7 protein-coding genes are annotated in these 14,811 nt (G+C 56.5%); 3 read left to right on the plus strand and 4 right to left on the minus strand.

All coding sequences use genetic code 11. The features are described from left to right. Window positions 1-39 precede the first annotated feature (39 nt). Complete coding sequence (locus ACR3ZL_RS08880; RefSeq protein WP_473648215.1) at window positions 40-1,272, plus strand: DUF58 domain-containing protein; 1,233 nt, start codon at window positions 40-42, stop codon at window positions 1,270-1,272. On the opposite strand, the gene ACR3ZL_RS08885 is transcribed toward ACR3ZL_RS08880, so the two are convergent. Next, the gene (locus ACR3ZL_RS08885) at window positions 1,266-2,651 is read right to left on the minus strand and encodes a hypothetical protein (protein WP_473648214.1); all 1,386 of its coding nucleotides are present in this window, start codon (window positions 2,649-2,651) and stop codon (window positions 1,266-1,268) included. The two genes, ACR3ZL_RS08880 and ACR3ZL_RS08885, sit on opposite strands and share 7 nt — an antisense overlap. Before the next feature lie 153 nt (window positions 2,652-2,804). Here ACR3ZL_RS08885 and ACR3ZL_RS08890 point away from each other — a divergent pair, with 153 nt between their 5' ends. Continuing rightward, on the plus strand, window positions 2,805-4,043 hold the full coding sequence (locus ACR3ZL_RS08890) for a M24 family metallopeptidase (protein ID WP_473648213.1): 1,239 nt from the start codon (window positions 2,805-2,807) through the stop codon (window positions 4,041-4,043). Here ACR3ZL_RS08890 and lnt read toward each other — a convergent pair. After that, the gene (lnt, locus tag ACR3ZL_RS08895; protein ID WP_473648212.1) at window positions 4,009-5,817 is read right to left on the minus strand and encodes an apolipoprotein N-acyltransferase; all 1,809 of its coding nucleotides are present in this window, start codon (window positions 5,815-5,817) and stop codon (window positions 4,009-4,011) included. The two genes, ACR3ZL_RS08890 and lnt, sit on opposite strands and share 35 nt — an antisense overlap. A 319-nt stretch (window positions 5,818-6,136) precedes the next feature. On the opposite strand from lnt, the gene ACR3ZL_RS08900 reads away from it, so the two are divergent. After that, window positions 6,137-10,915, plus strand: a complete 4,779-nt coding sequence (locus tag ACR3ZL_RS08900) for an FHA domain-containing protein (RefSeq protein ID WP_486173386.1) — start codon at window positions 6,137-6,139, stop codon at window positions 10,913-10,915. Window positions 10,916-11,111: 196 nt separating this feature from the next. Here ACR3ZL_RS08900 and ACR3ZL_RS08905 read toward each other — a convergent pair whose 3' ends face one another. Together ACR3ZL_RS08905 and ACR3ZL_RS08910 are read right to left on the minus strand one after the other, a co-directional pair. Next, window positions 11,112-13,535: an ATP-dependent helicase gene (locus tag ACR3ZL_RS08905; RefSeq protein WP_486173387.1), complete on the minus strand. Its 2,424-nt coding sequence runs from the start codon at window positions 13,533-13,535 to the stop codon at window positions 11,112-11,114. A gap of 371 nt (window positions 13,536-13,906) precedes the next feature. Beyond that, window positions 13,907-14,782: an alpha/beta fold hydrolase gene (locus ACR3ZL_RS08910; protein ID WP_473648207.1), complete on the minus strand. Its 876-nt coding sequence runs from the start codon at window positions 14,780-14,782 to the stop codon at window positions 13,907-13,909. Between the last annotated feature and the right edge of the window lie 29 nt (window positions 14,783-14,811).

Consider the following 14,811-nt stretch of genomic DNA (forward strand, 5'->3'; position numbering starts at 1 on the left):
CACGCACGCCTCAGCCGATACGAGAGCAGCCAAGTTCCCATGGGACGGTCCCGCCGAAAACTGATCGTTGCGTCCTCGCGTGTGATGCGTTGGCTCAATCCAATCCGCTGGGTGCGGGGCCTGCGTCGATCGTTAACGTCCGCATCGGTCACACTGATCCTGATCGGGATCATTTCGCTCAACATCGTTTGGGGATATCCCTGGTTAGGCATGTTCGCAGCATGCTTTGCATGTTTGGTGGTCGGACGAGCCGTCAACTATTTCGCGGCGCCGCGATTTGTGGCTTTTGTGCATGCGGCTCGTTCGGTGCCCGTCGATTGCGATCTGGCCGTTCCAACTCGGCTAGTCAATCAACGCCGTTGGCCAGCGATGGATTTGATTTTGGAGCAAACCCAGCATTGTCGTTATGTCGCGGCGCAAGGAGAGATACCGATCACGCCGACGTTGCGTTTCAGCCGTCGCGGCCAGCATGCACTGCCGGCGATTTTGGTGGACTCGTATTTCCCGTTCTATCTATTTCGCGAGCGGCAGTGGGTCGCCTCCAATGCATCCATTGTCGTGACGCCGAAATGGTTGTCTCGAGAACAGGATTCGGACTGGCAAGAATTGGAGCTGACCCTCAAAGGCTTGGCGTCCCAGGCCGCCCAGGGCGATCAGATTCATTACATCGGTAGCCGGGAATATCGTGAAGGCGTGCCCGTCAGACGTTGGGACTTTTCGTCATGGGCCCGTCTCGGCAAGCCGATCTTGCGCGAGTTCAGCACGCCTGCTGCAAAGTCAGTCCGAGTCGTGATTGACTATGCCCGTCCGCAATCCGCTTCCCCGGATAGCCAGCGGGTGCCTCAGAGATGGTGGCGACGTTGGCTGAATCGAAGTTGGCTGAATCATTGGAAGCCGAAACGCGAAGATGCGGTGGTCAACAATGCAGCGAATCTTGAGTCCGGCGAATCGGAGCCCGTTGACCTTGAATTTGAACACTCGCTCAGTCTCGCGGCGTCGGCGATCGAAACATTGGTCCAAAACGGTGCAGCGGTGGTCTTAGAAATCCGCTCTTCGGACGACGCAAGTGACCGACACCGAACGCTGCGCTGCGAAGCCGGTAACGATCCGGTGGACCTATTGATGGTGCTCGGTCAAGCACGGGCGGAATACATCGACGATGCGATGTTCCAAGCTCGTCAGCCATTGGTGGATGGCCTGACGCGTCAACAGCACGAAGCCACCATCGTGATCTCGCCGGGAAAACCGGTTGAGGTTGCTGTTGATCAGTGAGGCTGTTTGATGAATCGCCATGATTCAGGAATCCGGTTCTTCCGCGGTGCTTCGGCGACGCGATGAGCGGGGCCGTCGGGATGCGTGGTCGCATCAGACGCGACGAAATCGTTGTTCTGAACCGGACCGTTGATTTCCACCTGGGTTTGCTGCATCGGCAGTGGCTTGATGGAATCGGAGCTGTCTAGATCATCGCCCCAGTTGCTTTTCAGCGAATCATCCGACGGCACATTCGGGTCCGAAAGCAGATCCAGGTCCGCATTGGTTGTCGGCTCAGGAGCCGGGATCGATTCAGGCTGTGTGTTGTCGTCCGGGAAAGGAGGAAGCAATTCTTCCATCGACAATGGCACGTCACCATCGAGGTCCAGCACCGATGGGGCTTTCCGGTCACTCGGGCTGATTAATTCGTCTTGGTCAATGCTTGCGTTCGGGCCGCTGCCAGCATCTTGGCTTGGATTTATGTCGAACGTGTCGCTTCCGAACTGGCTTGTGTTCGCGTCGTTGAGCGCGTCTTCGGCTAATTCACGACGAATTTTCTCTTTCAGCTCGTTGACTTTGGCTTCGTCTATTTTCCGCCGCTGCTGCGTGCCAACGGGTGGTCCACCGATGATTTGATTGGGCTCAATACGGTCGGGCCCGATCAAGTACTTGTCGAACTTTTTACGTTGGCGTTTGGCTTCTTGGTACTCACGGAACTCTTCCAGTTCCTTTTCGCTGATCGGCGGTGCGGCGGGTTCACCGTCGGCCGTCATGGTGTCGTTTGATTGTTCAGAGTGCTGGTTAAAGTGAGTCAGTGGAGAATGGTAGTCCCCCGTTCGCGAACGCTCGTATTCCCGCATGTTGGCCTTCGGATCCAGTTGCGAATACATCGGTGCTAAACGCTCCTCTGGATCAACAAGCTGTTGCACCGGACGATTGAAATTCTGGTGAGCTTCACGGTGGCTGACCTGATCGGCATAGCGATCAAAGCGATGGTAAAAAGTTTCCGGACGCCGGGCCTGAATTGGGTCGACACCTGGCAGGGGCCGAGGCTTGCATGTTTCGCAGCCGTAAATTTTTTCTTTCACCGTGCCGGTTCGAGCGGGATAGGTTCGCGGCGGTAAGTTGGCCAACGGTCGCATTCCGCTGCTATGACAGGCATGGTATCCGTCGCCGTAACCGACGCCACAAAGCCGTCCGCCTCGCTCGATGACTTCAGGAAATCCCGCGACGGCGATTCCGTTGGTACCTAACCCGCCGGGCAAAATTCCGCCCATCCACAGTCCACTGGTCAACGCGATCGCGACGCATTTGCTTTGCATTCCGCTACGGCCGCGCAACCATTTTGAGGGTTGAAGCCAAACGCGGGTCGGCAACGATTCAGTTTCGAAAGCGGTCATGGGGGGCACTCAACAGGCTCATACGTGACACAGATCACAACGGTCTCAATCCGTACAATCGGCGATCGCGTGTCAATCGTTTTGACCGACTCGATAAGTCGTATCGGTTTACCTCGCCTCGGCAGGGTCGCGTCAGTCAGGTAAATTGTAGGGATGATCCATCAATCACTAGCACTCAACGACCCATCTGTTTCTTCCTCCGTCGATCCCGCATCGGATCGGCCCACCGCGACGGTGTTCGCCGGTTTAGCTGACCGCAACCCGAACCTGTTTCGCCGGATTGGATTGCCGCTGGGGGACCCCACCGCCTGGATTGAACTGCCTTCGGGCGAAACGATCCGCATCGTTCGCGATCTCGAAATGGGCCGCGTGATCGAGGCGGCTGACCAGCAGGCAAACGACCAAGATTCGGGTGTCACGCCGCCGTACCGGATTGCTTGTCCGGCCGATTTCACGCCACCGACTGGACTTAGTGGCGACCGCGAAACTGCTGTTGCTCAAGCTTTGACGACCTGTTTGCTTCAGCAAAAAATTGACCGGGTTCGCGGCGACCGCACGCTTCCGCTGATTTACTCGTGGCATCTCGCCAAAGCCGGAATCGCGATCGACTACGACGACGAACTTGGCGTTCGCGACCGACGCGTGAAAACGAAAACCGAAATCGAAGCACTCGCTCATGCCCAGCACGTCACCGAACAAATCATGTTCGAAGTATGCCACCGCATTGCGACGGCGTCAGTAGATGACGACGGTTATCTGGTCCAAGACGATGGCCTGATGACCAGCGAGCGGGTGGTCAACTACGCCATGCGAGGTTTCATGGAACGCGGTTTCACCATGAACCATGGCGCGATCGTCGCTTCCGCACCGTATTCCGCCGATTGCCATCACTCGGGTACCGGACCGCTGAAGTCGGGCGTTCCAATCATCGTTGACTTGTATCCTCGTGACGAACTGACTCGGTACAACGGTGACTGCACCCGGACGGTAGTGCACGGCACCCCCAGCGATGAGGTTCTTCGGATGCATGCAGCCGTTGTGGCCGCCAAAGCGGCTGCGGAAGCGGAGTTGTTCCCCGGACGAACCGCTGCATCGGTACACGAAGCTTCGGATGCGGCGCTGATCAAAGCCGGTTACAAAACCAGCCGTGGGACTTTCACCGATGAGCCATCCATTCAGCATGGAACCGGGCACGGAATCGGCTTAGAAGTTCACGAGCCGATTTTGCTGGACCATGGCGGGGAAGCCATGCTGGAAGGTGAAGTGTTCACCGTCGAGCCCGGTCTGTATGGCCGTCGCGATGGCGGTGTTCGTATTGAGGACATGCTGGTGGTCACCAAAGATGGCCCGCAAAGTCTCAATCAGTTGCCGCAGGGTTTGAACTGGGAATAGCACGGCGAGACCGCCACGCTTTCAACGATGCGATCACTAATGCGATCGCGGCTAGCCCAGCGGGCCAGGATCCTATTGTCGAATAGAGACTGGTTCGCTCGTCGATTCTGGGCGTTGCGAGAATCGTGCCCGCTTGATCGTAGGGCAGTTTTTGCACGACCCGTCCGGTGCTGTTGATCCAGGCGGTTGGGCCACCGTTCGCCGATGACAATATGGGTCGTCGACATCCAATCGCGACCATTTGCGCACAACGCAGGTGGTGATCGACGACGGCGGAGTGGTCGAACCAGGCATCGTTGGTCAGTGTCACGATGACGTTAGGGCGATTTTCCGACGATTCCGCCAGATGGTTCACCGCGATTCGCTCAACGGCGGTTTCGATGCACAAGTTGGGCAGCACCGTGAGGTTCCCGATTTGAAAAACTTGCGGGCCCGTTCCAGCATCAAGCCCCAACCCGGGCGGCACGTAGTCGCTTAGTAAAGGGATGGATTTGATTAGTGGGATGTACTCGCCAAACATCACCAAGTGATTTTTCGCGTAAGTCGCCGCCACTTGTCCTTGTGGATCAATTTGCAGCACGCCGCTGAATTGTTTTGGCGTATCGCCATAATGAACGATACCGCATCCACCGATCATTGCGGGGGCGGCTTGGCCGGGAGACTTCAACGCGTTTTGCAAGGCGATCGATCGAGCGGTGAAATCGCCCTGGTTCTGTTCGATCAAACGCCGGAACTCAGCTTCGGAGAAACCTGCTCGCGATTCACCTGGTTGGACCGGGACCACCAAATTGGGTTCCGCAATCAACCACGGTTGCCCGCCCGAGAGCATTGATTCAGGCCACACGACGGCATCGATTGGCTGGTCCGTATCGGCCACCGCTTGGATCGTTTGCCTGGCATAAGACTGATAGATCTCGATCTCTCGGTGGATGTCCTGTTGATATTCCGTTTGCTCGTCACGACCGACCAGCAAGAATGTCGTCGATGAAGGTTTCTGTTCTTCGCCGAGCCGAACCCAGCCATAGACTGAAGCGAAAACGAGAGCGATTACTGCGAGAGCAAGCGACGACTTCCATTGAGGCGTCAGCCGGTTCGCGGACGTTTCTTTCGCTCGTGCTTCACGCCAAGCGAAATAGGCTGCGGCGAGTCCAGCGTTGACGATCACGACTAAAAAGCTGACAGCGTACGATCCGCCCAAATCGGCGATTTGCACCAACAGAAGTCCGGGCATGTCGATCAGCGTGTGTCCGAGCATCAGCACGGAAATTCCGGTGGCAAAGTAGTTGCGAATCCACTCGCCGCCCACCCAGACGACTGCGGGCCACCACGCGTTAGCGATCCATTTCGAATTTCCGCTTACGCCGGGAAAGCGTTTCAAGCAGGCCACGCACCACAGCGGGTAGATCGCCAGATAGCCAGCCAAGGCCAGCAACGGCAGAATCATCAACGGATGAGCGTAGCGAAGTCCCTGCAGAGAAACGAAATAGTAGGCAAAGAATGCGAGGTAAACCGGCCGTTTCCACACACGGGCTTCGCTGCGGACAATGCCAAAGAGCGGTATCAACGCCACGAACGCGAGCGGCCAAAGGTAACGGCTCAGGCCGATTCCACCGATTTCCAAACCGCTGGGACCGGTTAGCCCTAGCATCACCACCGAAGCTCCCGCCGCCAGCCACGGCGTCCAACTTCCGGCCGAGGCCTGGTGTCGGGGCGGGGAATCTTCAGGCGTTTGCGTAGCCTGCTTCTTCGAAAGGTCGTTCTTATTGCGTTCCATGCTCTTCACTCGATTCCCGAGTCTGTTTGTCCTGTCCAATTGCCGAGTCCAGCTTCTTTGTGAAAGTCCAAGCCCGTCCCAGCGATCCGCAACTATACCGATCCAACGCCAACTCTGAACCGGTCGGCCGCGACCAACCGTTGGTAGTTTGGGCAGACTTTGCCGTTTAATCAGAATTTCCGGCACTTCTCTTCATGGTTGCAACCGGAATAACCGATTTAACCTGTGTAAGTGATCGTGCATACATTGGGTGCCACGATTGCAGGCGTTTCGGCGGTATTTGGCCGCCTTCGAATAACTAGCAATGATAGGCAACGCAGTGAAAACCACGGCGCGACCCAACTCTTCGGACGATGTTCTCAACGCTCCATCGGCGACAGCATCTGCGGTGAACCAAGCCTCCATGCTGGATGCCAGTCGCTGGGATGCGAATCGCGTCGAGCGGGAAAATGCGGATCGCAGTTCCGGCGAACGCCGTGACTCGAACGAACGCCCCGAAAACAGGGATCGCACCGACAGGGATCGCACCGATACAGCGAAGTGGGCCAGCACACCCTCGTCGTGGCAAAAAGACACCAGCTTGGAATTCCGAGTTCGCTGCGAAGGCCAACCCACCCGGCGTCTGCGACTTTCCGGTGCCCGATACACGCTTGGCAGTGGCGTCGGTTGTTCGATCCGGCTTGAAGACGAAACGCTGCGACCACTTCACGCGGTTTTAATTCGCGATCACGAGCGAGTGGTGGTGCGTGCGTACTCGGTGCCTTTGTACATCAATGATGTTCGTGTCACCGAAGGTACGTTGGAAATCAGCGACCGCTTGCGATTGGGTAGCTACGAGTTCGAGTTGCTTAGCAATTCACCGTTGCCAATTAGCGAAAAACGATCCGCCAGCGAGCGAGCAACTACCCCACCGGCAGCTAAACAGTCGGCAGCTAACCAGTTGCCCAGCACCTCGTCGAGCGATGCTGGATTGGCAACTGAATATCAGCCTACCGATCTCGATACCACGCCATCGGCTGCCGCGACGGTTCAGGCCAGTGTGAGCACTCCGGCCAGTGCGCAACCAAATGTAAACGCTGGAGAAAACGACGATTGGGAGCGATCTTTTCACGAGGATGCCAAGCAATGGCGTTCACTGAAGCAAGACGTCCAGAAACGCACCGAGTGGTGCAGCAGCCGTGAGCGTGAGTTGCACGAGCAGCGTCAATGGCTGGATCGCCAAATGGAGATCTTGCAACAACGTCACGAAGAACTTGGTGGCCAGGAAGCGGCTGCGATTGAAGTTCAAGAAGAATTCAATCGCCGTTACGAAGACCTGATCCAACGCCAGCAAGATCTTGAGCTGCAAGAGCAGGAACTCGATGCCGGTCGTCAACACTTGCGTCTTCAGCAAGAGCGACTCGACGGTCGCGACCGCATGAACCGTCGGCAGATCGAGCAATTGCTGGAAGAACAGGAACGCTTCCGCCAGCAGGAAGCCGTTCACCAGAAGATGATCTCCGATAGCGAAGAACAACTTCGCTTGTCTCACCAACGCGCCGACGCCGCCACCAACGCGGTCGAGCAAATGCGGGCGAAGTTCGCTTCGCTGAATGAGCAGCTTCTACAGTTGACGCAACAGCAAGAAGTGCTGCAACAGTTGGAAGCCGAACGTAATCGTGAACATCAATCGCAGTGCGATCATCTGGCTCTTGCCCGCGATGAAGCAATTGCCCAGCGAGATGAAATCGCTCGCCAACGCGATGAAGCTCTCGATGGCAAGGCTCACAGTGACGCACGTCGTGAACGAGCGATCATCCAGCGTGACGAGCTCGAATGCATCGAAGAGCAGTTGCGTGCCGAGATTCAACAACTGCAGGAAGAGATTGCACAAACTCGTCAAGAGGCGGTCAATCTTGATGCTGATTGTCAAACCGCTCGCGAAACGATCGCGAAGCTGGAAGAGACCATTCAAATCAACGAAGAACGTCACGAAATCGATCGTCAGTCATGGACTGCCGAGGTCGAATCGTTGCGTCGGAATGTAGACGAGCTGACACTTGATTTGGCTGGTGCTCAAAACACGCTAAGCAAGTTGCGTGAGGAGAACGATCGACTCGCACTTCAGCTAAACGGTGTTACACAAGAACGCGATGATGCCGTCAAGCAAAAAGACGCTGCACTTAGCGAGTGTGAGGTCGCCAACAAAGCTTGTGACGCGGCTCGGGTGGAAATCGAAGGTGCTCACCAAACGCTCCAAGACGCATTGTCCAATTGCGAACAAGCGCTGCGTGAACGCGACGAGATCGCAGGACTGCGAGACGATCTTAGCCGTGAGCTAAGCACCACCCAAGAACAACGTGATGACTGGCAGCGTCGTAACGAACTCGCTGAACGTCGCTACGAAGACGCCCAAAAACTGCTCGAAGAAGCTCGGGATCAGTGGCAGGTTGCAGAACATGCTCGCGACGAAGCTGAATCGTTACGAGAAGTCGCCGAACAGAAACTCGCTGACGCTTACCGCGATGTTGAGGCAATGCAGGCCGAACGCGATGAAGCGGTCGGTGAGTACGGTAACTTAAAACGCCAACGCGACGAAGCCGTTCATGATGCGGCTGAAACGCGACGTTTGTACGATCGTTCCAACCGTGATCACGACGACACGCTTGATAAGATCGAGTTGTTGGAACAGCAGACTCGTGAACTGATCGCGGACAAAAAAAAAGCAGCTAGCCGATCCAACGACCTCGCTGGCCCTGCCTTCGCGGTAGGTGCCTCGCTTGCCGGCCCCGCTTTAGGGCTGATCCGTGACGACCAGGAAGTCGATTCGACCGAACAAGACACGCCGGAAGCAGAAGCCGCCGGCGAGATCGAAGCGTCTCTCGATTCGGAGCCGTTCATCGAGCCTGAGGCTACGATTGAACCACAGCCAGAAATGGAATCCGAAGCCGCTCTCGAATCCGAAGCCAAGCTCGATGCGTTGGTTGATGATTCTGAACCGAGCATGCTGCACATCGCCGATACAGACGAGTCGGATGATGCCGAGTTGGTAACAGCCGACGAACCAGTCGTTTCGCAAGAATCCATTGTTGCGGATGAACCGGAAGTCGTCGAAAACCAAGTCGCTGCGACTGACGATGCCGTGATCACTGACTCATCGCAGTCGGCGGATGCAACATTGGAATCTTCCGTTGCTGCCGAACTCGACGCGGACGAAGACGTCTGGCCCACCTACTCGACTCCTGCGGAATCAGAAGCGGTTGTGGCTGAGGATGACGCCGCAGTTTCAGATGATGCATCTTCTTTGAAGATTGCGGACGGTTTCGATGCGGTCGAAGACAGCGAACCAGCACCGGTATGGAATACCGTCGCTAGCGATTCCGATAGCGATCTGGATCAGGCCGATGTTTCGGTGACGCCGATGGACTCGGTTGCCGACGCCGATATGCTGGCAACGGAAGGTTTGGCCGAAGTTGACTCGGACGAGTACACTCCTGACCTGCCTGAATGGCCGGAAGAATCCAGCAGCCATCTGCTTCCCGAAGAACGTGTCGGCGAAGAACAAGCCATTGAAGAGCGTTCCAGCGAAGAAGTCGAACCGGTTAGCTCCGTCGCCTCTCCTGAATTGGAACCAACGCAAGAATCCGAGACCGAAGAACCTGCCTTTGGTGGTTTGTTCGAGCCGGAATCCGCGGCCAGTCTTCAGCCGGCTAGCGAACCTTACGGGATCCCGGCCAACGATCCTGCTGACGAACCGCAGGCCGTCGAGCCACCTTATACCAGCGGCGCGTTCACCGAAGAATCGAAATCGTCCGAGTCGCCATACTTGGATTCGACCTACCACGATTCGCTAAGCGAAGGTGCCTTCAGCAGCACATCGGCAGTCGATGAACCCATGGACACCGCAGAAGAATCGCTCAGCGAACGGCTGCTTCGTGAAATGGGCATGGAAGTCAAGTCTGACAAACCGAAAGAGAATCCAAGTGAACCCATGGGTTTGATGGATCACACCGCTTCGGCATTGTCGGATGAACTGGAGCCGGAAGGCCAAGTGGGAGCTTCGCTGGCAACCGCCGACGAAGACATGCCAATGTGGACACCGACTCCGGAAGTCGAAGAGGATGAGGTTGCTCCTAACTCTTGGATTGAAGAAGATGCGGGCGATGAGCTAGCTGGAAACGTAACTGCCCAGTGGCAACCTTCCGATGCACCGGCATTGTCGGACGTATTGCGAAGCGACGTATCGACCGACCAAGAACAAACTTTGGGCAACGCGTTTGGTGGTTTTGATTCGAAGGAGGAAGAGTCCGATTCCGGCCTGACGTACGGCGACATGATTTCCGAAAGCGGTCAGCCAACGGAAGAGGATGGTGACTTCGGTACGGCTAAAACCGTCGATGCTTATACCGCCGGCGAAGAGCCTGACGCATTCGCGATGGAAACCGCTTCGCAGCTTGTTGAGCCAGTCGTTTGCGAACCGGAAGAGGTCGCTCCCGTCTTGGACGAAGTGCCAATGGTCCCTGCACCGGAGTCTTCGGCTGTTGAGGAAGAGCCTGTCGATGATGACTCCATCGAAGCCTACATGAACCGCTTGTTGCAACGTGTTCAAGGCCAGCCAAGTGATGCTGCCCCAGCACCCGTTGCGAACCCAGCACCAGTAGCGAAGAAAGAGACCGTCGTTGAAACGAAAACGGATAGCAGCTACCTGGCCGCTGCCGCATCGTTGGATAAGGTGGAGACGCCTGAGCCAGAGATTAGTCCTGACGCGCCTTTGGTACCTCGGTCTCAAGCACCTGAACGCAACAGCAACCTGTCGGCGATGCGTGAATTGGCCAACGAGTCCGCTCGCAGTGCCATCACGCGTAGCAATCGTTCGCAAAGCCATACCACTCGCATCCAAGCGATGTTGAAGTTCGCTTACGCCGGGATCGCATTGATATGTGGCCTGATTGCCGTCGCCATGATCGATCTGATGATGCTGAAGTTGATCGCCGTCGTCGCCGCTTTGGTCGCCGCAGGCATCTTCATCAAGGAAGGCTTCGGACTGATGGCGGAACTCGGTCAACGCAAACCAGTCGCTACGACTGTCGTAGTTGCGGATCCTGAAAGCGAAGCGTAAGCAACGTTGGAGTCCAGCCTTCAGGCTGCTCAGGCGTCGGACGGTTCGGAAGTTGTGTGGAACAGGCTGAAGCCTGGACTCCAGCACCCAGAGCGAAAGTTGGAGTCCAGCCTTTAGGCTGCTCAGGCGTCGGACAGTTCGGAAGTTGTGTGGAACAGGCTGAAGCCTGGAATCCAGCGGGGTGGTGATAAGTTTTCTAATCCACCAATTCGAGATTCGCGAAGGCGAGTCTAAAAGTTTGTTCGCCTGTGTCGCCATCGAAGCGAATCTTTGCGGTCTTCTTGGGCCCGCGACCCACGAGCGAAGTGATCGTGCCTTCGCCGTACTCAGGATGCCGAACGGTGGATCCTTCCTGATACAAGTTCAGCGGCGTGCGTCCTGATTCCAACATTTCGCTAGCGGTTTTCAAGCCAGCTTTGATCTTGGACTTTGACTTCGCCTTGGACTTCTTGGTGGGCTCACTCGCCTCGTCAATGTAAACATCGGGGATCACTGACGCCGACGGTAAACGGTCGACCGTGGAAGGTGTCGAAGATTCCGATCCCGTTTCGAATACCTCGTCGGGGCCAAAGGGATCTTTGTCCAGAGCCGTCAGGTCACTGGGGCCAGCCGCCGTGCCGTCCGGTTCCTCTTGGATAATGTCCCAGGATTCCGGGTACTCCTGATCCACCGAGTCAAAAAAATCGTTGTCCGATCGGGATTCTTGGACCGTCATGTCCGCGCGTGGAAGCTCGTTTAGGAACATGCTGGGGATGACCGGACGAACATCGCCCCGCACGCTGCGTCGCTTCGCGTAACTCAGTTGGCACCATTGTTTCGCTCGAGTGATGCCGACAAACAGCAACCGACGCTCCTCTTCCAATTGCTGGTCGTCTTCCTTGCTGCGGCGGTGTGGCAACAGATCGTCCTCCACTGCGATCACAAACACGCGAGGAAACTCGAGCCCCTTCGCTGCGTGCAAGGTCATCAACGTGACGCGGTTGTTGGAATCTTCGAAGGCGTCTGTGTCGGCGACCAAGGCAACCTGTTCCAAGAACGCATCGAGCGATCCGTCATCGGGATGCATGCGATCAAACTCGACCGCTGCTGAGATCAACTCGTCAACGTTAGCGACTGGGTTGTGGTCTTCTTTTTCGATGCCGGTTTTTTCGAGGTAGGCGACGTAGTGAGTTTCTTCCACTAAGTATCGCAGCAAGTCTTCTAGCGACGCGGTGGCCTTCTTTCGCAATCGGTCATAGATCGTGACGAAGCGAGTGACCATCGTAACGGCTCGCTTGGATAGCGAATCGATTTCGTTGGCCCGGCGAGCGGCTTCCAGCATGGGGATGTGGTTCGCATCAGCAAAGCTTTGTAGCCGTCCAATCGTGGTCGCACCGATACCTCGAGTTGGCGTGTTGATGACGCGTTGCAACGCCACGTCATGGGCCGGATTGTTGATCAGGTGTAAGTAGGAGAGTAAGTCTTTGACTTCTTTACGCTGGTAAAACTCTAGCCCGTTGACGATTTGGTAGGGCAGACCACGGTTGCGAAGCGCGTGTTCCAGTGATCGAGTCAACGCATTCATGCGACAGAAAATTGCAAAGTCACGCGGTTCGGCGTTGCCCGCGATCATTTGAGCGGCAATCTCGTCGGCGATCTCGTCGGCCTCTTGATAACCGTCCTCGTACTGACGCAGGATGACGTTTTCGCCGTCGGGGTTCTCTGTAAACAGCTCCTTGGCCTTGCGTCGCCGGTTGTGCCGAATCAATTGGTCCGCCACGGCCAAAATATTGGGTGTGCTGCGGTAGTTTTGTTCCAGACGCACGGTCTTAACGTTCGGATAATCTTTTTCGAAATCCAGAATGTTGTTCAGGTCGGCTCCGCGCCAACCGTAGATCGATTGGTCAGGGTCTCCGGTGACGGCCAAGTTGGGATGGTCCACCGACATCGCTCGCACGATCGCGTACTGTGCCAGGTTCGTGTCCTGGTATTCGTCGACCATGATGTACTTCAACTTCGCATCCAGCTCGGCCCGCACCTCTGGGTTCTCACGCAGCAGACGAGCGAAGTGATACAGCAGGTCGTCAAAGTCGACTGCGTTGGCAAGTAGCAATTGTTGTTGATAGACCGGATAAACCCGTGCCGCGACCGTGTCGCCAGCACGCCCGGCTTGTTGCTGCATGATTTCGGGCGTGATCAGCCGATTCTTGGCCTTCGAGATCGCTGACGAAATCTGTTCAGGGGTGGAGTGGGAAGTCGAGATTCCGGCAGCGGCGATGGCCCGCTTCATTGCCGATTTGGAATCCGACATGTCGTAGATCGAGTAGTTCTCGCTTAGCCCCACCATCGGGGCGTAGCGGCGAAGCTGTTGTGCACAAAAGCGGTGAAACGTGCCCATCCAAACTGGCTGGCCGGGTGCAAGCAAATTGACTCGCATCCGCATTTCGTCTGCGGCCTTGTTGGTGAACGTCAATGCCGCGATCTGGTACGGCCGCACGCCCTGATGCAACATGTGGGCGATGCGGTGGGTCACCACCCGAGTTTTCCCCGAGCCCGGCCCTGCGATGATTAGCAACGGTCCATCGATGTGCGTGACCGCGTCCGCTTGGGCATCGGTCAGATTCTTCGTAATTGATTCCATGCCCGAAAGGATACCCGACCCCATATCTGATCAGCAACTCTGGGCCGCGATCGGTCAGGCGAACCCACGTATCCGATCAAAGAAAAACAGTAGGGTGCCGTGCTAGCACGCACAGAGGCTGTTTTTAGCGGGCGTTGTGGGTTGGGGGCCTGTGCTACTTTGGGGCGTTGTGCCAGTGCGAATCACTGGGTGCGTGCGAGCACGGCACCCTACGTTGGGCTTGGGTGCGTGCGAGCACGGCACCCTACGTCGGGCTTGGGTGCGTGCGAGCACGGCACCCTACGTTGAAATTGGTGCGTGCGAGTACGGCACCGTTCGTTGGAATTAAGGCTTGCTAGCACGGCAACGTACGTGGTGGTGAGAGTGCAGGGCTATTTTGAGGCGATCGCTTTTTGAGCGAACTCGACTAGCGGTGCTGGATCCTTCAGCGAATGCGGGTGGTGGCCGAGGCCGGGGCGGCGGATCTCTTCGATCTGGCCCCCGAGTTCGCGGTATCGTTTGACGAGCCGGTCGCTGTTTTCGGCGGGCGGGACCACGTTATCCGCTTCGTTGATCATCGCAATGATCGGGACGCCTGCGTTGGCCAATCCCGACAAGCGATCCAGTGGACCGTCGTCGATTGCTTCGGTTTGTTGGTCAGTCATTTGATAGGCTGCCAAGCAGGTTGTCCAAGCACGAGGGGCTCCGATTCCTTTTCCTTTCCCGCCGGGCCACGACCGAATGTTCATGACTGCGTTGTCAACGTAAATCCCGCTGACTTGGTTGGGATTGACCGATGCCCAACGCAACACGATCAAACCTCCACGGCTCATCCCTTCCAGAACCGGCTTGGGGCTGAGGCCGATTTCTTGGCTCAGTTCATAGAACTTGTTCCAACGTGAAACGGCTGCATCGTTGCCGAACAAATCGCTGATGTCGCAGTAGCAGACGTGCCACCCTTGATTCAACAACGCAACATCAAGCTGCGGTTGATGGCCCCAAAATCGGGCTCGCCAAATCCACGGTGCGGTCGGGGCTGGCGACTCGGGGCTGACCAATTTGCAAGACACACCATCGAGTTCAAAGTCCGTTTGCGTGAACCCGTGGAAATCGGATGCGTTGGGTTTGGTGTTTAGTTGTTGTTCGAGCCGGCTCGCGGGTGAAGCTTGGGCGGTGTCAGCGGAAGTCGCTTGGCTCGGGCTAGCGGTTTGTTCTGCGACCGCAATGGACGCTATCGTGAAGCAGAAACTGAACGCGACAAAAGTCATAGATCGTTGAATTTGAGGCATGGTCATTG

It is taken from the genome of Rhodopirellula sp. J20-39, from assembly GCF_057365095.1.

What these genes read in the sequence shown, in the direction of transcription:
- ACR3ZL_RS08885 (WP_473648214.1), bottom strand. Translation starts at nt 2,651, where the DNA reads ATGACCGCTTTCGAAACTGAATCGTTGCCGACCCGCGTTTGGCTTCAA.
- ACR3ZL_RS08880 (WP_473648215.1), top strand. Translation starts at nt 40, where the DNA reads ATGGGACGGTCCCGCCGAAAACTGATCGTTGCGTCCTCGCGTGTGATG.
- lnt (WP_473648212.1), bottom strand. Translation starts at nt 5,817, where the DNA reads ATGGAACGCAATAAGAACGACCTTTCGAAGAAGCAGGCTACGCAAACG.
- ACR3ZL_RS08890 (WP_473648213.1), top strand. Translation starts at nt 2,805, where the DNA reads ATGATCCATCAATCACTAGCACTCAACGACCCATCTGTTTCTTCCTCC.
- ACR3ZL_RS08905 (WP_486173387.1), bottom strand. Translation starts at nt 13,535, where the DNA reads ATGGAATCAATTACGAAGAATCTGACCGATGCCCAAGCGGACGCGGTC.
- ACR3ZL_RS08910 (WP_473648207.1), bottom strand. Translation starts at nt 14,782, where the DNA reads ATGACTTTTGTCGCGTTCAGTTTCTGCTTCACGATAGCGTCCATTGCG.